At 74.7% G+C, this 18,733-nt stretch carries 13 protein-coding genes; 4 read left to right on the top strand and 9 right to left on the bottom strand.

Going from position 1 to position 18,733, the window contains the following annotated elements; all coding sequences use genetic code 11:
- Nucleotides 1-6: 6 nt before the first annotated feature.
- From ABZ945_RS12770 to ABZ945_RS12755, 4 genes are all read right to left on the bottom strand, one after another.
- Complete coding sequence (locus ABZ945_RS12770) at nucleotides 7-1,104, bottom strand: TIR domain-containing protein (RefSeq protein ID WP_361267590.1); 1,098 nt, start codon at nucleotides 1,102-1,104, stop codon at nucleotides 7-9.
- Nucleotides 1,101-3,227, bottom strand: coding sequence for a GTPase domain-containing protein (locus ABZ945_RS12765; RefSeq protein WP_361267588.1), 2,127 nt, complete (start codon nucleotides 3,225-3,227; stop codon nucleotides 1,101-1,103). Before ABZ945_RS12765 ends, ABZ945_RS12770 begins: the two co-directional genes overlap by 4 nt.
- Nucleotides 3,224-7,189 (bottom strand): GTPase, encoded by a 3,966-nt coding sequence (locus ABZ945_RS12760; protein ID WP_361267586.1) that lies wholly within the window; start codon nucleotides 7,187-7,189, stop codon nucleotides 3,224-3,226. The genes ABZ945_RS12765 and ABZ945_RS12760 overlap by 4 nt, the downstream gene beginning before the upstream one ends.
- Nucleotides 7,190-7,408: 219 nt before the next feature.
- Nucleotides 7,409-8,023 carry a dihydrofolate reductase family protein gene (locus tag ABZ945_RS12755; RefSeq protein ID WP_361267584.1) on the bottom strand — a complete coding sequence of 205 codons (615 nt, stop codon included), beginning with the start codon at nucleotides 8,021-8,023 and terminating at the stop codon, nucleotides 7,409-7,411.
- 211 nt (nucleotides 8,024-8,234) lie between these two features.
- On the opposite strand from ABZ945_RS12755, the gene ABZ945_RS12750 reads away from it, so the two are divergent.
- Nucleotides 8,235-9,011 (top strand): SDR family oxidoreductase, encoded by a 777-nt coding sequence (locus ABZ945_RS12750; RefSeq protein WP_361267582.1) that lies wholly within the window; start codon nucleotides 8,235-8,237, stop codon nucleotides 9,009-9,011.
- A gap of 142 nt (nucleotides 9,012-9,153) precedes the next feature.
- Here the strand turns inward: ABZ945_RS12750 and alc are convergent, their stop codons facing one another.
- Nucleotides 9,154-10,359 carry an allantoicase gene (alc, locus tag ABZ945_RS12745; RefSeq protein WP_361267580.1) on the bottom strand — a complete coding sequence of 402 codons (1,206 nt, stop codon included), beginning with the start codon at nucleotides 10,357-10,359 and terminating at the stop codon, nucleotides 9,154-9,156.
- Nucleotides 10,360-10,404: 45 nt separating this feature from the next.
- The gene (gene allB / locus ABZ945_RS12740; RefSeq protein ID WP_361267578.1) at nucleotides 10,405-11,793 is read right to left on the bottom strand and encodes an allantoinase AllB; all 1,389 of its coding nucleotides are present in this window, start codon (nucleotides 11,791-11,793) and stop codon (nucleotides 10,405-10,407) included.
- A 398-nt stretch (nucleotides 11,794-12,191) separates the two neighbouring features.
- Here allB and ABZ945_RS12735 point away from each other — a divergent pair, with 398 nt between their 5' ends.
- On the top strand, nucleotides 12,192-13,001 hold the full coding sequence (locus ABZ945_RS12735) for an IclR family transcriptional regulator (RefSeq protein ID WP_361267576.1): 810 nt from the start codon (nucleotides 12,192-12,194) through the stop codon (nucleotides 12,999-13,001).
- Nucleotides 13,002-13,040: 39 nt separating this feature from the next.
- Here ABZ945_RS12735 and ABZ945_RS12730 read toward each other — a convergent pair whose 3' ends face one another.
- The 3 genes from ABZ945_RS12730 to ABZ945_RS12720 all read right to left on the bottom strand — a co-directional run bounded on the left by ABZ945_RS12730 (nucleotide 13,041) and on the right by ABZ945_RS12720 (nucleotide 16,055).
- Nucleotides 13,041-13,340, bottom strand: a complete 300-nt coding sequence (locus ABZ945_RS12730) for a hypothetical protein (protein WP_361267574.1) — start codon at nucleotides 13,338-13,340, stop codon at nucleotides 13,041-13,043.
- 108 nt (nucleotides 13,341-13,448) lie between these two features.
- Entirely contained in the window at nucleotides 13,449-13,760 is a 312-nt protein-coding gene (locus ABZ945_RS12725) for a DUF5955 family protein (RefSeq protein ID WP_361267572.1), read from the bottom strand.
- 249 nt (nucleotides 13,761-14,009) lie between these two features.
- Nucleotides 14,010-16,055: a serine/threonine-protein kinase gene (locus ABZ945_RS12720; RefSeq protein ID WP_361267570.1), complete on the bottom strand. Its 2,046-nt coding sequence runs from the start codon at nucleotides 16,053-16,055 to the stop codon at nucleotides 14,010-14,012.
- A 134-nt stretch (nucleotides 16,056-16,189) separates the two neighbouring features.
- Between ABZ945_RS12720 and ABZ945_RS12715 the strand changes: the two genes are divergently transcribed.
- Entirely contained in the window at nucleotides 16,190-16,804 is a 615-nt protein-coding gene (locus ABZ945_RS12715) for a nucleotidyltransferase family protein (RefSeq protein WP_361267568.1), read from the top strand.
- A gap of 264 nt (nucleotides 16,805-17,068) precedes the next feature.
- On the top strand, nucleotides 17,069-18,694 hold the full coding sequence (gene aceB / locus ABZ945_RS12710) for a malate synthase A (protein ID WP_361267566.1): 1,626 nt from the start codon (nucleotides 17,069-17,071) through the stop codon (nucleotides 18,692-18,694).
- Nucleotides 18,695-18,733: the final 39 nt, after the last annotated feature.

Below are 18,733 nucleotides of genomic sequence, written 5' to 3'. Positions count from 1 at the left end.
GGCGGTTCACGGCAGCCAGTCCCGCAGCACCGGATCGACCTCCCTCACCAGCAGTCCCACCCGGGGCCGGAGCAGGGTGACCCGCCGGTCCGCGGCCAGCTCCTCCAGCTGCTGCCGGACCACCAGCAGGGAGGCGCCCGCGGTCGCCGCCAGCTCGGTGTCGCGCAGGGGCGTGGATGTGGGCCGGTGCCCGGCCAGCGCCTCGATCACCCGGCGCCGTAGCGCGTCATGGTCCGGCACCACGGCCGGCACCGCCCGGTGGTAGCCCTGCGGGGTCAGTTCGCACCAGCGGATCCGGCCACGATGGCGGACCACGGAGACCAGTCCGGCCGCCTCCAGCGCGTCGAGCGACCGTTCCGGTCCGCCGGAGGGTGACGGGTCACCGTCCGCCCGGGCGGCGTCCGGCCAGAAGAGCGGCCCGAGTTCGCCGGTGTCCAGCGCCTGGCGGAGCAGCCGGCGCAGCAGGACGAGGTCCGTCTCGGGCAGCCCGGGGAAGGCGGGGCGCGGCGGGGAGCCGACCGGCGCGGGCGTGGGCGCGGGCAAGGCGGACGGCCCGGGGGTCCCGGGGGCGGTGAGCCAGGGCGGTGCCTCGACCGGGGGCCGGTCGTCGACCCCGTAGAGCGTCTGGGCGATCTCCACCGCCGCCCGCAGCGCCTCGGGCTCCGAGCGGCCGGTCTTGAGGGGGAGCAGGTGGGCGAGCGGCGCCGGCGGGGCCACCCCGTCCAGCAGTACGGGCACCAGCCGGCAGCCCTGCTCGATCCGGCGCACCGCCATGTTGTCCAACTGGTCTTTGAGCAAGGGGTCGTCCGCCCAGTGCGGCGAGTGGACGAGGACGAAGGCGTCGGCGCCCGCGATGCCCTCGACAAAGAGCTTGCGCACCAGGCTGTCGCCGTATCGGACCTCCCAGAAGTCCGCCCAGGCGGCCACCCCGTTTCTCCTCAGCCCCCGTCCCAGGCTTCTGGCGAAGTCCCGGTCGGCGGTGGCGTAGCAGAGGAAGACCCGGGGCGGCGCGGGCGGTTCGGCGGCCCCAGGCGAGGACTCCGGTACGGGGCCGGGGCCTCCGCCACCGGGCGGCTGGGCGGACGCGGAGCCGTCCGGGGTCATCGCGGCGCCCTGGCGAGAAGGTCCTCCAACCGGCTCACAGCCGAGGCGAGTTCGTCCCGCCGGGCCCGGACCGGGGCGAGCAGCGCGTCCGGCGGCCGCTGGGCCGCGATGGCCTTGCCGAGCCCGTCGGCGTCGCGGAGCCAGTCGCCCTCGGCGGCGGTGGCGAGCGATTCGGTCAGGTCCGCCACGCGTCGGCGGAGCTTCGCCTCGTCCGCCTCCCGGGCCCGGCCCCGCCGCTCGTCCTGGTAGGTGCGCCACAGCTGCTGGATGGTCGCCGCGCCCTGGAGTACGGGACCGGCCAAGGAGACGGCCGGATGGTGGTGCCCGTCGGCGGGGAGCGCGGCTCCCAGGGCCCCGTCTAGGCCTGAGCCGCCCCCACCGGCTCCCGGCCCTCCGTCGAGACCTGAGCCCCCACCGGCTCCCGGCCCCCCGTCGACCCCGGTGCTCCCGCCGCCGGCTCCGAAGCCGCCGTCAGCGCCCGCCGGGCCATACGAGCCGTACGAGCCGTCCGGGGCGCCCGAGCCGTCCGGGCCGTCCGGGGCACCGGTCCCGGAATCCTGGTCAGGGTCACTCCGCTCGCCGTCCCCGGCCTCCCCGTACCCCTCACCGTCCGGGGCCGCGCCCGCGGCGCGGTCCGGGCCGCCGCCGTCCCGGGCGTCCGCCGCCGGGGCGGCGGGAGCGGCCACCGGCTCCGTCTTCCGGTGGGTCGCCAGGAACGCCTTCAGCTGCTCATGGGCGGCGTGCAGGTCCGCCTGGTGGGCGTGCTCCACCTTCCGCAACTCCAGTTGCTGGAGCGCCGCGTTGATGGACATCACGTTCAGCCAGACCGCTTGGTCGGTGCGGCCGGCCGGGTGGCCGGCCGGCTGCTGGGCCGCGACGAGGCCGAGCACCTCGGCCACCTGGTCCGCGTAGGCGGCGAACGCCTGGCTCCCCGGCTGGGTGCGGACGGTCTCCCGGGCACTGTCCACCCGCTGGGCCAGCCGGCGGAGCTTCGCCGTCCAGTCGCTGTCCCACAGCCGGGCGGTGTGCGCGATGTACTCCAAGGCGGTGGTCTCCAGCGTCTTGTCGGTCGCGTCGGCGGGGAAGGTCCGGCCCAGGGTGCGCAGCCGGTCGGCCAGCAGCTGGCGCAGCTCGGCGGCGGCGGCGTCCCGCAGGGCCGCCAACTCGCTCTCCAGCAGGGCGAAGCGCTGCCGCCGGCGCTCCCCACCGCCGATGACGGTGTCGCACTCGCCGATCTCCAGCTGTGCCTGGCCGACCGCCCGGCGGCCCCGTTCGCTCCAGTAGCGAACGCCCGCCGCCGCCCGCAACTCCACTGCTCGGGACGGGAGTTCCGCGAGCGCCTCCCGCAGCGCGGCGATGCCGTCCCAGGCTCGCGCATAGTCGTAGTGGCGGGGGCTGAGCCGGTCCACCGGCAGGTCCGCGGTCATCCCGTCCGGATCGGCGGTGACGAAGTGGACCTCGGGCAGCGGCTCGGGGCACCGGACGGCACGGAGCCTGTCGTGCACCGACTTCCGCAGTTCGGGGCCCAGGGCGCCGAAGGCCTTGGTCTCCGGGGCGGGACCGCGGGCGTCGCTCTTGTTGAGGGCGATCAGCAGGGCGCCCGGGGGGAACGGCTGGGGCCGGGCGGGGTCGATGAACTCCCCGCTGATCAGGGCCAGCAGGTCGGCCTCGGCGGTGCCGCCTGGCACCTGGTCGAGCACCAGCAGCAGGGCGTCGGCGGTCAGTACCGCCCGCGCGGCCCGCGCGGCGTGGCCGTCGTCTCCCGCGCCGATGCCCGGGGTGTCCACATAGCGCAGCGGCCCCGACTGGATCTCGGCGTTCTGGTAGGTCTCCTTGCGCGCGCTCACCACCGCCCAGTCGGGCACATCGGTCCCGTCATCCACCAGCAGGCGGCGCAGCAGGGTGGTCTTGCCGGAGTTCTGGGTGCCGTACAGCACCAGCGCCGGTGTGGTCCGGGCCGCGGCCTCCGCCCAGACGGCGTCCGCGGTGTCCGCGTCGGCCTTGGCGACGGCGGCCCGGACCGCCGCCCGGATCCGGTCGGTCCAGTCACCGCCGTCGGCCGCCGAGCCGGGGGCGTCCGCGGACCGGTCACCGGATTCGGGGGCTGGATTCTGCGCGGTCATCGCGGGTCCTTACGGGAGGAGGAGTGCGGGGCTCCGGACGGAGGGGCCGAGCGCTGCGCCGGGGGCCGGGGCCCGGCGCCCCGGAGGCGGGCGGTGGCGTCCGCGGCGGCCGCCTCGTACGCCCGCCGGCGCCCCCGCACCGCGGCGAGCTGGTCCAGCGCGGTGTTCTGCTCGTCGGTGAAGCGGGTGCCCAGGTCGTCGAGCCGGCCGCAGACCTGCTCCACCGCGGCGAGGCCGCCGCGGACCCCGGTCGCCCAGGTCTCGGCGGAGTCCCGGACGGTCTTCAGCAGGACCTTGCGCGCACCCTCGACCTGCCGCTCTCGTTCGGGCTCGTTCAGCAGCTTGGCGATCACGCTGACGGAGTTCAGGATCTTCAGAAAGGCGCCGCCTTCGGCCAGGGTGTCCAGGACGTGCACGGCCTGGTCGTGGCCGATCAGCACGCCGAAGTGGTCGCCGAGGGTGGTGGCCAGGGCGTCCGGGTCGACATCGGCCAGGCGGCCGACGGCGACGGCGGTGTCGGGCAGCAGACCACCCCCGACCGCTCCGGCTCCGGCCAGGCCGGTTCCGGACGCCAGGGAGTCCAGGGCGGAGATGTCGACGGCCGGCAGTCCTTCGGGGAAGGCGAGGGCGAACCGCTGGGACGTCACCCGGCGCTTCAGGGCGGTCCGGACGCCGGAGAACCACTCCTCGGCCGCGGTGGCGGCCTCGGTCCGGATCTCCTCCCAGCGCGCCGTGAACTCCGGGTCGGCGGACCAGTGCTCGATCCGTGCGCCGCGGACCTTCCGGGTCGGCTTGTCCAGATCGGGGGCGAGCGCCTCCTCCACCAGCCGTGCGGTGAAGTCCCGGGCCGCCTGGCGGGCGTCCTCCAGCGCGGCGGCGACCAGGACCCGGCCGGTGCGGGCGCCGCCCTCCGCCTCCTCGGCCAGCTCCCCCAGGCGGGTGATGCGCCGCCCCAGCTGCTCCTCCCACCGGCGTTCGGCGTCCGCGAGGGCGCCGAGGCGGGCCAGGCCGCCGTGCAGCACGGTGACGTCCACGGCGTTGCGGCGCAGGTCGGAGCGGAGTGCGCGGACCTGGGCGGCGAAGTCGCGGAACCCGTCCCAGGCGCGGAAGTCGTCGTAGGCGCGGGCGGTGTCGTAGCGGAGCTCGTACGGGGCCGCCGCCATGGAGACGATCCGATGGCGGGGGCCCCGGGCGCGCCCGGGCTCCTCGGGCGCGTACTGGCCGAGATAGACGCGCAGGGCATCCTCCCGCCTCGCCACCGCGGTCCGGAACACGTCGCCGAGCCGGGGGTCGGCGGCCAGCTGGTCGACCTTGTTCACCACGAAGAGGACCCGGTCCGCCTTGGCGGCGCACCCGCTCTCCGGGTCGCCCCGCAGCAGCAGCGCCAGATCGGCCCGGTCACCGGTGAGGAGGTCCGGGCCGACCAGGTAGAAGACGGCGGCGGCGTCGGCCAGGGCGGCGACGGCGGCGGCCGTGTGGGGTTCGATGCCGCTCTGGAAGCCGGGGGTGTCGACGAGCAGGAACCCCTCCCACTCGTAGGCGGTGACGGTCCTGGTCTCGGGGCCGGCGGCGCTGCGCAGAGTGTCGGGCACCGGCAGCCCGGACTCGACCAGCAGCCGGCGGATGAAGGCGGACTTGCCGGAGCTGGTGGCCCCGGCGACGACGATGCGCGGCCGGGGGTCGCCGGCGAGCGCGTCCAGTTCGGCGAGGAGACCGGTGGCCTCGGGGGCGCCGTCCAGCTCCCGGTGGAGCAGCGACAGCCAGCGCCGCGCACTGCCGGACGCCGGGACCGGGTCACCGGCGGAGAAGGCGGAGCGCAGCCGCCCGAAGAGGCTCTCGGTGAAGCGCGGGGTGGCCCGGGAGCGGCCGCCGAGCACCTGCTCGGACGCCGGTTCGGCCAGGTTGTACGGGTCCTCGCACCAGGAGCCCCCAAGCCAGTAGCGGTCCGCCGGGCCGGCGGCGCCCTGGTCCCGCTCGGTCCGTGCCACGGCCTCGCCCAGCACGGTGGCCGGGTCGCGGGTCTCGGGCAGCCCGGCGGCCTCGCGGGTGAGGCGCCCGGCGAGCCGGTCGGTGTCGTCGGTGATCCGCCGCAGGGCCAGGGCCTGGGTGACCTGGGGCGCCACCGCGCTCAGCAGCACCTCGCGGAGCCGCGCCTCGCCGTGGGCGATCGCCTGGGCGTGCAGCTCGTCGTAGTAGCCGCGTACGGCCTGACGGGCCTCCTGCCGGCTCCGGACCCGGGCTGCCTCGCGCTCCCTCGCCGCCTTGCCGAGGCCGAAGCGCCCGAGCAGCCGTCCGCCGACGTAGACGATCGAGGAGGCCGCCATCACGCCGATCGCCACCCAGCCGACCGGATTCCAGAACTGGGTGGTCGCGGCGACGGACAGGACTCCTCCGACCACCCCGCCCGCCGCGCCGGCCCCGGCGGCCCAGTAGCCCATCCGGCGCAGTCCGCCGCCGGCGTCGCCGGCCACCCGGACGTGCCGGGTGGCGACCGCTTCGAGGTCGGCCCGGGCGTCGGCCGCGGTGAGGGAGAGCCGGTCGCGCAGGTGGGTCTCGAACTCCTCCACCGCCGTGCCGAGGGCGGTGTCGATGGCCTTGGTGGGGAAGACCCGCCGGGCGAACTCCTCCTCGGACAGCTCCGTGCGGTCGCGGAACGCGGTCTCCACCAGCTCCTCGGCCAGGTTCTCCGCGGCCGTCCGCAGCGGGACGAGACGGGCGGACAGCCGGTGCTTGAGGTAGCCGCGCACCTCGCCGGCGTCGGCCGCCTCAAAAGAGGCGCCGCGGAGCCGTTCCAGTGCCGCCAGCTCCTCCCGCAGCCCGGCCAGCGCTCGGTCCTGGACGGAGCCGGCGCCGGTGGATGCTTCCGGGGCGGCCTTCGGCGGCCGGCCGAGGAGGGTGAGCAGTTCCTCCAGGCCCTGCTCGTGCTGCACGGTGAAGTCGCGGGCCGGGTCGCTCAGCGTGCGGGTCAGCTCGCCGGCCACCTCGGTGAGGGCTCCGGTGAGCCGGCCGGTGAGAGCGCCGAGCCGCAGGTCCAGCGCTCCCCCGGTGACCGCCTCGGCCAGCAGCCCCTCCAGCGCGGGTAAGTTCGACCAGGCGAGCAGCAGTTCACGGCTGTCGTGGTACGGAAGGTCCCGGCCGCCCCGGCGCAGGGCGTCCCGGCCGTGGGCGCGCAGCAGCTCGACGGTCTCCCGGTCGGGCCCCCGGTAGTCGTCGGCGGCCCGGGCGGCGGCGGCCCGCTGGGCGCTGACCGCGACCAGCGGTACCCGTGTCAGCCCGTGCCGCCCCAGGCTCTCGCGGATGGCGGCCGCGTGTTCGGCCACCTTGGCGGAGTACTGGACGCGCAGATCGCCGAAGGAGACCGCCGCGGGGTCGCGCCAGTTGCGGGCCCGTACGTTGAGCACCGCGACGGCGGGCTTGCCGTAGGCGAGCACCCACTCGGCCACCTTGTCGAACTCGCCGGCCAGCTGGTGCAGGGTGTCGAAGCAGAGCAGCACCACATCCGCGACCAGCACGGCCTGGCGGGCCGCCTCCTCCAGATGCCGGTTGGCCCCGCCGGCCCGCCAGCCGTTGGTGCCGGGGGTGTCGTAGACCCGCAGCCCCTCCCAGCCGAAGGCGTCCACGGTGGTGGTGTAGTCGATGTCCCCGGTGGAGATCCGCGCGCCGTCGCCGCCGGTGAGCGCCTCGACCAGGGTGCTCTTGCCGGCGCCGGTGCGGCCGAACAGCACGACGTTGAAGGTTTCCATGGCCTCCAGCCGGGAGCCCGCCAGCTCCTTGAGGGCGGTCACCTGCCGCTCGCGCAGCGCGCGCTCCTCGGCCAGCAGCCCGGAGGGGTCCGCACCGTCCCGTTCCACCGGCGCGAGCAGTCCGGTGAGTTCGGCCGTCATGGTCCGCAACCGCTCCACCATCGGGGCGCTTTCCGCCACCGCCCGGGCGGCGGCGTCGCCCAGCGTCGTCTTCCCCATGTGACCCCCCTGTCCCCCAGCCCCCACTGGTCCCCGGTCGGCGAGCGCGGCCCGGCGACCGGGCGGCGCGTCCCGGATCCTCCCCCGGCCGCGGCGCGCCCAAGCATCCCGGGATGACCGGAATCCACCGGTCCGGAGCCGGTCGCCGAGCGATCCGGATCGGCGACCGCGAGGCGATCCGACGCCGGCGACCGTCCGGCGGCGCCCCCGGGCCCGCGCTCACTCCCCGACGAGGCCGAAGCGGGCCGGTCCTTCGGGCCGGTAGGTGGTGACCACGACCCCGGCGCCGGTGGTGCTCTGCCCGGTCAGGGCGTACGCGGCGGGGGCGCCGCCGTCGGGGAAGAGCCGGCGGCCCTGGCCGAGAAAGACCGGGTGGACCAGCAGGTTCAGCTCGTCCAGCAGGCCGTGTGCGACGAGGGTCCCGGCGAGCCGGGTGCTGCCGTGCACCTGGATCTCCCCCTCGGCCTCCTCCTTCAGCCGGGTCACCGCCGCCACCGGGTCGCCGCCGAGCAGGGTGGTGTGCTTCCAGTCGGCGGAGGTGAGGGTGGAGGAGACCACGTACTTGGGACGGGAGTTGAGGATCCCGGCGATCCGGTCGTCCTCGTCGGTGACCTTCGGCCAGTAGCCGGCGAAGATCTGGTAGGTCCGGCGGCCGAGCAGGATGCCGTCGGCGCGGCCGAGGTATCCGGTGACGAAGCGGATCAGGTCCTCGTCGACGAACGGGGCCTGCCAGCCGCCGCCGGTGAACCCGTCGCTCGGGTCCTCCTCGGGTCCGCCGGGCGCCTGCATCACGCCGTCGAGGGTGAGGAAGGCGTTCAAGGTGAGCGTGGCCATGGCGGTCCGCCTCTCGCTGGGTCCGGATCCCCTCGGGGACGTATACCAGGGCAGACCGCCCCCGTGCCCGTAACTCATCGGCCGGACGCCCCCGAACGCGCCGATCCCCGCCCCGGCTCGGTGTCCGATCCCCGCCAGCGTCCAGGGGTGCCCGGCGGTGGGATGGAGTCCTCGGCCGGACAGGGCGGGACGGATGACGAGGACCACGGAGATGACGGAGATGGCACAGATGACGGAGATGACGGGGATGGACAGGCGGGGCAGGACAGCGCTGGTCACGGGCGGGAGCCGGGGTATCGGAGCGGCCACGGCGCTGCGCCTGGCGCAGGACGGGGCGGATGTCGCCGTCACCTACGTCCACGGTGAGGAGGCGGCCCGGGAGGTGGTGCGGAAGATCGAGTCGACCGGGCGGCGCGGGGTGGCGCTGCGGGCCGACTCGGGTGACGCGGCCGAGGCTGCGGGCGCGGTGGAGCGGGCCGCGGAGGCGCTGGGCGGGCGGCTGGACGTGCTGGTCAACAACGCCGGGGTGGGGGTGCTCGGCCCGATCGAGACGATCTCGTTCCCCGATGTGGACCGGGTGCTCGCCGTGAACGTACGCGGGGTGTACGTGGCCGCGCGGGCGGCGGCCGGGCTGATGGGGCGCGGCGGGCGGATCATCACCATCGCCAGCTGTATGACCCAGCGGGTGCCGGGGCCGGGCGGGACGCTGTACGCCATGAGCAAGTCGGCGCTGATCGGGCTGAACAAGGCGCTCGCCCGTGAACTGGGCGGCCGGGGCATCACCGCCAATGTGGTGCACCCCGGTCCAATCGACACCGATATGAACCCGGCGGACGGCCCGATGGCCGAGGGGCAGATCGGGCTCACCGCGCTGGGCCGGTTCGGCTCGGCGGACGAGGTGGCCTCGCTGGTGGCGTATCTGGCGGGCGAGGAGGCCGGGTATGTGACGGGCGCCGAGTTCTCGGTGGACGGCGGCCACGCGGCGTAGCCACGCGGGGGTGGGCAGGCCCGAGGGCGCACCGGTGCTGTCCTTCCGGTGCGCCCCCGGCGTACGGGCGGGTGTCGTTCCCGCCCCGGTGGGCGCGGCCCGTGTCGGCGGGCCGCAGTTGGGGGCCCGGCCGGGCCCCGGCTCAGCTCAGCTCGTCGTGGCGGGCGGCCAGGCGCTTGGCGCCCTCGTCCGTCAGCGAGCCGAACAGCCGCAGGCGGGAGATGCCGCCGTCGGGGTAGATGTCGATCCGCACATGGGTGCCGACGGCGGGCTCCGGCAGCACGAACCGGTGGTTGGTGTCGGGCTGGAGCCGGGTGCGGGGCAGGATCTCGGTCCAGTCGTCGCCGTCGGCGCCGTCGCGTACGGAGAGGGCGGCCCAGCCGGCGCTGTTGCCCTTGAGGTACGCGGTGTCGATCTCCACGGCGCGGATCGCGGACTGCTCGACCAGGCGGTAGCGGATCCAGTCGTTGCCCTTGTCGCGGCGGCGGCGGGTCTCCCAGCCGTCGTCCATCTTGCGGGAGCGGCCCGGCTGGATGGTGTTGGTGGCGGGCGAGTAGAACCGGTCGGAGGCGTCCTCGACCAGGCCGCCGTTCTCCAGGGCGGCCACGTCGAAGGCGCCGAGCACCCCGAGCCAGACCGGGTCGGGGACGACCTCGCCGTAGACCCGGAGGCGGGCGATGCCGCCGTCGGGGTGCTGGTTGACCCGCAGATGGGTGAAGCGCCTGCCGGTCTCGACGGTGAAGCCGTTGGCGGCGTGTCCGCCGACCGCGGTGCGCGGCACGATCACGGTCCACTCGACGCCATCGGCGAGCAGCTCCTCGGGGGACGGGGAGCCGGCCACCGAGGCGGCCTCCACCGACACGGCCTGCGGGTAGTTGCCGCGGAAGTGGGCGGTGTCCACGACCAGGCCGCGGATGACGCCGGGGGCGCCGAGGCGGACCAGGGCCCAGTCGTGGTCCTCGTCCACCGGGTGGGGCGTGCCGGCGTCCGTACCGCGGCGGCGGCGGGTCTCCCAGCCGTCCATGACCTTGCCCTTGTGGCCGAAGTGCTCGGGGTCGAACTCGGCGGGCTCGGGCTTGAGCAGGTTCTCGCGCTCGGCGAAGAACTCGTCGTTGGCGGCGATCACGCCCGCACCGAGCCGGCGGTCGGCCAGGTCCACCAGTCCGGTGAAGGGGAAGTCGGCGGTCCGGTAGTCGGCGTAGGGGTCGCCGCCGCCGTACGGGCGGGCGTCGCCGGTGAAACGGACCGGGGCCGCCCCGGCCGGGGCCTGGGCCTCGGCCTCGGGCTGGACGGCGGGGGTCTGCGCGGTGTTGCGGACGGGGTCCTGCGCGGAGTTCTGCGCGGTCACTGCGTCACTTCTTCCTTTCGGGCGGGCACGTCTTCCTTCGGTCGGTCACGTCGTCCTGGTGAGCAGGCGGCCGGTGGGCTCGGCCGGGGCGCCCTGGTCGGCGATGCGCACACCGCGCAGCCAGGTGGACTTCACCACCCCGTGCAGGGTCCTGCCCGCGTAGGCGGTGACCTGGTTGCGGTGGTGCAGGGCGGCGGGGTCGACGGTGAAGGTCTCCTCCGGCGCGAGGACGGCGAAGTCGGCGTCGCGGCCGGCCTCGATGGCGCCCTTGGCGTCCAGCCCGGCGAGCGCGGCGGGCGCGGTGGACATCCAGCGGGCGACGTCGTCCAGGGTGCGGCCGCGGCGGCGGGCCTCGGTCCAGATGGCGGGCAGGCCGAGCTGGAGGGAGGAGATGCCGCCCCAGGCGGTGGAGAAGTCGGGGGTCTTCAGATCGGCGGTGGACGGCGAGTGGTCGGAGACGATGGCGTCGATGGTGCCGTCGGCGAGGCCGTCCCACAGGGCGTCCTGGTTGGCGGCCTCGCGGATGGGCGGGCAGCACTTGAACTCGGTGGCCCCGTCGGGGACTTCCTCGGCGGTGAGGGTGAGGAAGTGCGGGCAGGTCTCCACGGTGACCTTCACACCCTCGCGGCGGGCGGCGGCGATCAGCGGCAGCGCGTCGCTGGAGGACAGATGCAGTACGTGGACCCGGGCGCCGAGCCGGCGGGCCTGGTCGATCAGCTGGGCGATGGCGGTGTTCTCGGCGTCCCGGGGGCGGGAGGCCAGGAAGTCCGCGTAGTGCGGGGAGCTCACCTGCGGGGCGGAGTCCAGGTGGTGCGGGTCCTCGGCGTGCACGATCATCAGCCCGCCGAAGCCGGCGATCTCGGTGAGCGAGGCGGTCAGCTGCTCCTGGTCGAGCTGCGGGAACTCGTCCACGCCGGAGGGCGACAGGAAGCACTTGAAGCCGAAGACCCCGGCGTCGTGCAGCGGGCGCAGATCGGCCACGTTGTCGGGCAGCGCCCCGCCCCAGAAGCCGGTGTCCACATGGGCCTTGGGACGGGCGGTGTCCTGCTTGACCCGCAGGTTGGCCACCGTGGTGGTGGGCGGCAGGGAGTTGAGCGGCATGTCGATCAGGGTGGTGATGCCGCCGGCGGCCGCGGCCCGGGTGGCGGTCCAGAAGCCCTCCCACTCGGTGCGGCCCGGATCGTTGACATGGACGTGGGTGTCGACCAGGCCGGGCAGCACGACATGGTCGCCGACGTCCTCCAGCCGGGCCCCGGCGGGCACCTCGGTCTCGTACGGGAGCACCGCGGCGATCCGCTCGCCGGCGACCGCGACCGACGCGGCCCGGGTGCCCTCGGGGGTGACCACCCGGGTCGAGCGCAGTACCAGCGTCACCTCCGCGGTGGGCGCCCCGGCGCCCTCCGCCGCGGCCCGCGAGCGGTCCTCCACCGTCATGCCCCCATCCTCTCGGCCGTCCACGCAACCTCCCACTACCACCGTCCGTACCAGCGGATTCCTCGCCCCGCCGATCCGAACTTCAACGAACTGTTGAAGGAGTCTTCACTCCTGAGGGCAAGCCGTCAAGGGTCGCCCGGCCGGATCGGGGTGGCGTGAACGCGACTTGGATGATTCCATGAAGTGGAAGTGTAATTCCGCGAAGAGGAACGTAGGTCCCCACAGCGGCATCCGGGGCGGCGGCGGGCCGCCCCCCGGCGGACACCCGGACAAACACCCCCCGACCGCCCCGCGACCGCCCGCCGACCGGCCATGACGCCCCAGCTCGGGCCGGATGCCCCGCCGGACGGCCCGGTAGGCTGCTGACTTGCCCATCCGCCTCGAAAGGACCCGCCGCCGTGCCGACGTCCAGCGCCAGCACCACCGACGCCGCCAAGCCCGCCGCCTCCGGTGGCGTCCAGTCCCTGGAGCGCGCCTTCGACCTCCTGGAGCGGATGGCCGACGCCGGCGGCGAGGTCGGGCTGAGCGAGCTCTCCGCCAGCAGCGGGCTGCCGCTGCCCACCATCCACCGGCTCATGCGGACCCTGGTCGCCTGCGGCTATGTACGCCAGCAGTCCAACCGCCGCTACGCGCTGGGCCCCCGGCTGATCCGGCTCGGCGAGTCCGCCTCCCGGCTGCTCGGCACCTGGGCCCGGCCCTATCTGGCCCGGCTGGTCGAGGAGACCGGCGAGACCGCCAACATGGCGCTGCTGGACGGGGACGAGATCGTCTACGTCGCCCAGGTGCCCTCCAAGCACTCGATGCGGATGTTCACCGAGGTCGGCCGCCGGGTGCTGCCGCACTCCACCGGCGTGGGCAAGGCACTGCTCGCGGACGTCCCGCCGGAGGAGGTGCGGGCGCTGCTGACCCGTACCGGGATGCCCGCGGCCACCGAGAAGACCATCACCACCCCGGACGGCTTCCTGGGCGCCCTGGAGCAGGTCCGCGCGGCCGGCTACGCGATGGACGACAGCGAGCAGGAGATCGGGGTGCGCTGTATCGCGGTCTCCATCCCGGACTCCCCCACCGCCGCCGCCATCTCCATCTCGGGCCCGGCGGGCCGGGTGACGGAGGCGGCCAAGGAGACCATCGTGCCCGTCCTCCAGGGCGTCGCCCGCGAACTCTCCGCCGCCCTGGCCAGCACCACGGGGTCGGCCACCCAGGGTTAGGCACTGCCTGGTGGATCATGCGACCTTCTGGTCGGCCGCTCAGTCGCCCGGGCCGCCCGCGTCCACCTGGTCGAGGACGGCCGTGCGGGGCGTGCTCGCGACCGCCTGGTTCCCTTCCTCGGAGCCCCAGACCCGGGTCCGCAGCAGGGAGAGGAAGCCCTCCGCGGTCGCGGCGTCGTCGAAGTCCACGTCGATCACCACATACCGCCGGTCGTCCACCGGCCGCAGCACGCGGTAGCCGCGCACCCCGCCCTCCCGGCGGAAGTCGCCGAAGCGGTCGAACACCGCCTTCCACTCCGCGTAGTCGGTCACCGCGTGCTCGATATGGAGCGTGGTCACGGCCCACCTCCGGTTGCTCGGGTCGGTCCGGTCGACCCCTCCCCCACCATCGTCCGCCGCCGGACGGCACCCGGCACCCGGCGACCGGCGCCGCCACCGGCCACCCGGCTACCGCGTGGGCTCGCCGAAGAGCTCCACCGCGGCCCGCACCTCGTACAGCGCGGCGGCCAGTCGGCTGACCGAGCCGACCGCCCCGGCGACCAGTAACAGCGAGCGGCGCAGCCGGCGCACCTCGGGCACCCCTTCGACGGCCATCGCGGCCAGCGCGGCCAACTCCTCCTCGGCGATTCCCCGATCGGCGAACCCCTGCGGCTGACCCGCCAGTTCGCGGCGGAGCCGGGCGACGGCGGCGCTCAGCTCCGCCACCCTCGGGTCCTGACCGGTACTCGTCGCACACCTGCGCTCCGTACCCTGCGACAACAGCTGCTCCCGCCCCTCGCGCGCATCACGTTCTGCGGTCGTGCCCACACTCAACGCCACCTGTACTTAACGCCATCGGGGCCGTCCGGCGCCACTCCCCTGGCGGAAAAACGACACCCTTCGGCCGGGACCGGGGACGGCGACGGGACCGGGGACGGAGACGGCCGCCCACCGCCGTACGGGACGGCGGTGGGCGGCCGTGAGCCGCGGGCGGAGACTCTAGGAGGTTCTAGGAGGTTCTAGGAGGTTCTAGGAGGTGGAGCCGTCGGTCGCCGCCATGGCGTTGCGCCAGACCGTCACATCCAGGGTGACGTACCGGCTCGGGTCGCTCTCCGGGGAGATGTCCCGGTAGGTGACGACGCCGATGTGCCCGGAGTCGGTCAGCACGCAGAACTGCGAGCCCTTGGAGAGCGAGTCCATGTCCACCTGGGCCGCGTACCGGGTCTCGGTGCGGCAGGTCTCCAGGTCGCCCCTCTGGCCGGTGCGCAGCAGGATCAGCCGGCCGTTTTGCACCTCGATGCGGCCGAGGCTCCAGTCGTAGACCACATCGGCGTCGGCCTCGCCGGACAGCGGCTTGATCGGGTCGTCGCCGAGGGTGAGGTGGTACTCGTCCACCAGGTCGAGTCCGGTGTACGTGGCGGGCGTCGGGTCGGCGACCGGCTGCTGCCCGCCGCCCTCGTCGTCACCGGCTCCGTCGCCCCCGGTGGACGGGGCCCCGGCCGAGGGCGTCGCGTCCGAGGAGTCCCCCGCGGCGGGCGCGGCCTTACCGCTGGTCTTGGGGGCCGGGCTTCCGCCGCCGCCCTTCGCCTGGTCGCCGGTGTCCTTGCCGGAGGTCAGGTAGTAGACGCCGCCACCGGCGAGTGCGGCGACGGTCAGCACTCCGGCCAGCCCCAGCCCGAGGGTGCGGCCGAGCCGGCGGCGCTTGGCGGGCGGGGCGGTGGCCGCCGCGGCGGTGCCCGTCGTCTGGCCCGGGCCGGGGTCGGCGGACGCATGGTGCGGATAGCCGTAGGCGGCGGGGGCGGGTGCGGGGTGGGGGTAGCCGTAGGCGGCCGGCCCGGCCTGCTGCGGAGCGGGCCCGTAGCCGGGGAACGGGGTGGCCGGGGCGGGGCCCTGCCCCGGCGGCGGGGTGGTCTGTGCCGCGGGACCGAAGCCGGGCGGCGGGGTGGACTGCTGGGCCGGGCCGAAGCCGGGCGGCGGGGTGGCCGGTGCGGCGTAGGCGGTCGGTTGCGGCGTGGCCGGGGCACCGGCCGGCGGGACCGTGGGGGCCTGGGCCGGCGGGGCGGTCGGAGCGGGTGCGTGGGCGGGCGCGCTCGGCATCGGCGGGGTGGTCGGGGCCGGCGCGTGGGCGGGCGGCGGAGGGGTGGTGGCCGCCTTGGGCGCGGGCGCGGCCGCGCGGGTGGTGATGTCGGCGGCGACCGCACCGGGCAGCCACTCCTCCGGGCGGCGCAGCGCTGTCTCGCCGTTGGCGGTCTGGCACAGGGTCAGCACCTCGGCGACCGAGGGGCGGGCGGCGGGGTCCTTGGTGAGGCAGCGGGTGACCAGGTCCCGCAGTTCGCCGGGGAGTCCGTCGAGCCGGGGCTCCTCGTGCACGATCCGGTAGAGCACCCCGTGCGAGGTGCCCTCGCCGAACGCCGGGCTGCCGACGGCCGCGTAGGCGGCGATCTGGCCGAGGGCGAAGATGTCGGTGGCCGGGGTGACGGACTGCCCGGCCGCCTGCTCGGGCGCCATGAAGGACGGGGTGCCGATGGTGACGCCGCTGCCGGTGAGCGAGGTCGCGTCGGCGGCCCGGGCGATGCCGAAGTCGATGACCCGGGGGCCGTCGGCGGCCAGCAGGACGTTGGCCGGCTTGAGGTCGCGGTGCACGATCCCGGCACCGTGGATGACCTGGAGGGCCTCGGCGATCCCGGCGGTCAGCAGCAGCACGGTGTCCAGCGGGAGCCGGCCGTGCGCCTGGACGGCGTCGGCGAGTGAGGGGCCGGGGACATAGGCGGTGGCCAGCCAGGGCTGGCGGGCGTCGGTGTCGGCGTCGATGACCGGCGCGGTGTAGAGGCCCTGGACGCGCTGGGCGGACTGCACCTCCTGGGCGAACCTCCGCCGGAACTCGGCGTCTTCGGCGAAGTCGGGCCGGATCACCTTGATGGCGACGGGCCGGCCGCCCGGTGTGTACGACAGGTACACCTTGCCCATGCCGCCGGCGCCCAGCCGGGCGGCCAGCCGGTATCCGGCGACGGCACGCGGGTCGTCCTCCTGCAACGGCTGGAAGACGGTGCCCTGACGTGACGGACCACCACTCATCGTTCTCGCCCCCGTACGGCGTCGTGCGTTCTCACGTTCGGATACCGCACCCTATCCAAGCCGGAGTCATCCGTTCACCGTCCGGCGCTGTTCTCTCGGCGACCCGGCGGCGCGGCTGCGGTATGCAGTCCCCTATGACTGGGACGAGGAAGGAAGGACCGCCGCGGATCGCGGGCCTGCTGCTGGCCGCGGGCGGCGGGCGGCGGCTGGGCGGACGGCCCAAGGCGCTGCTGGAGCACCGGGGGCGGCCGCTGGTCGAGCACGCGGTGGCCGCGCTGCGGGCGGGCGGCTGCGTACGGGTGCAGGTGGTGCTGGGCGCGGCGGCCGGGGCCGTACGGGAGCGCGCCGAACTGCCGCCCGGCTGCGTCCTGGTGGACAACCCGGACTGGGAGCAGGGCATGGGCTCCTCGCTGCGCGCCGGGCTGGAGTCGCTGGCGGGTACGGAGACGGACGCGGCCCTGGTGGCGCTGGTGGACCAGCCGGGGATCGGCCCGGCCGCGATGGCCCGGGTGGCCGCCGCGTACCGCTCGCGCGGGGCACTGGCGACGGCCTCGTACGGAGGGAGGCGCGGCCATCCGGTGCTGCTGGGCGCCGACCGCTGGGCGGCGGTGGCGGAGAGTGCGTCCGGCGACCGCGGGGCACGCGCCTATCTACGGGCGCATGAGCCGGAGATCACGCTGGTGGAGTGCGGGGATGTGGCGGAGCCGTATGACATCGACACGCCCGAGGACCTGCGGCGGCTCACCTGACGGCCGCCCTTCCCAGGACCCGGTGGCGGCGGGTGAGGGCGGTGGCACCGAGAGCCACCTTCTGTCGAGCCGGAGAATCTCGACATCAACACTTCTTGAACTTCCACCATAAGGAAACTAGTATCCACTGATCAGAAGCGTCTGAACGTCAGAAGGCGCCCGTGGCCGCGTCCCGGCGCGTGCGGCACTCAGTGCCGTACGCGATATCCGGCGGTCACCCCCGGCGCCGCGCCCATGCCCCCGCTGAGAGGGAAGTGACAGCTCATGTCCGCACCAGCGCCGACCCCGGCAGCGATCGTCGAGGCCGCCGAGAACCTGCCCCGGCAGGAGGAGGTGCTCAACGGCGACGCCCTGGCCTTCGTGGCCGAGCTGCACCGGCGGTTCACCCCCCGGCGCGACGAGCTGCTGGCCCGCCGGGCCGAACGCCGCGCGGAGATCGCCCGTACCAGCACCCTGGACTTCCTCCCGGAGACCGCACAGCTCCGCGAGGACGACAGCTGGAAGGTGGCCCCGGCGCCGGCCGCGCTCACGGACCGCCGGGTGGAGATCACCGGCCCGACCGACCGCAAGATGACGATCAACGCCCTCAACTCCGGGGCCAAGGTGTGGCTCGCGGACTTCGAGGACGCCTCCGCGCCCACCTGGGAGAACGTCGTCCTCGGCCAGCTCAACCTGATCGACGCCTATGAGCGGAAGATCGACTTCACCGACCCGCGCAGCGGCAAGTCCTACGCCCTCAAGGCCGCCGACGAGCTGGCCACGGTGGTGATGCGGCCGCGCGGCTGGCACCTGGAGGAGCGCCACCTCACCGTGGACGGCCGCCCGGTCCCGGGCGCCCTGGTCGACTTCGGGCTCTACTTCTTCCACAACGCCCAGCGCCTGATCGACCTGGGCAAGGGCCCGTACTTCTACCTGCCGAAGACCGAGTCGTACCTGGAGGCCCGCCTCTGGAACGAGATCTTCGTCTTCGCCCAGGACTACGTGGGCATCCCGCAGGGCACCGTGCGCGCCACCGTGCTGATCGAGACGATCACCGCCGCGTACGAGATGGAGGAGATCCTCTACGAGCTGCGCGACCACGCCGCCGGGCTGAACGCGGGCCGCTGGGACTACCTGTTCTCCATCGTCAAGAACTTCCGCGACGGCGGCCGCCGCTTCGTGCTGCCGGACCGCAACGCGGTGACCATGACCGCCCCGTTCATGCGCGCCTACACCGAACTGCTGGTGCGCACCTGCCACAAGCGCGGCGCGCACGCCATCGGCGGCATGGCGGCGTTCATCCCGTCCCGCAAGGACGCCGAGGTCAACAAGGTCGCCTTCGAGAAGGTCAAGGCCGACAAGGACCGCGAGGCCGGTGACGGCTTCGACGGCTCCTGGGTGGCCCACCCGGACCTGGTGCCGATCGCGCTGGCCTCCTTCGACGCGGTCCTCGGCGACAAGCCGAACCAGAAGGACCGGCTGCGCGAGGACGTCTCGGTGGCCGCCGCCGATCTGATCGCCATCGACTCGCTGGACGCCCGCCCGACCTACGAGGGCCTGCGCAACGCCGTCCAGGTCGGCATCCGCTATATCGAGGCCTGGCTGCGCGGTCTGGGCGCGGTGGCCATCTTCAACCTGATGGAGGACGCGGCGACGGCCGAGATCTCCCGCTCCCAGATCTGGCAGTGGATCAACGCGGGCGTGGTCTTCGAGAACGGCGAGAAGGCCACCCCCGAGCTGGCCCGCCAGGTCGCGGCGGAGGAACTGGCCGCGATCCGCGCCGAGATCGGCGAGGAGGCGTTCACCGCGGGCCGCTGGCAGCAGGCGCACGACCTGCTGCTGAAGGTCTCGCTGGACGAGGACTACGCGGACTTCCTCACCCTCCCGGCGTACGAGCAGCTCATCGGCTGACGACTCCCGGCCCGGCCCGTCTCCCGCCCCCTGGCACCG

The sequence above is a fragment of the Streptomyces sp. NPDC046887 genome (genome assembly GCF_040644755.1).
Lineage (GTDB): Bacteria > Actinomycetota > Actinomycetes > Streptomycetales > Streptomycetaceae > Streptomyces > Streptomyces lichenis.
The sequence above is the reverse complement of the archived record's forward strand: the minus strand, read 5'-3'. Positions and strand labels throughout refer to the sequence as shown.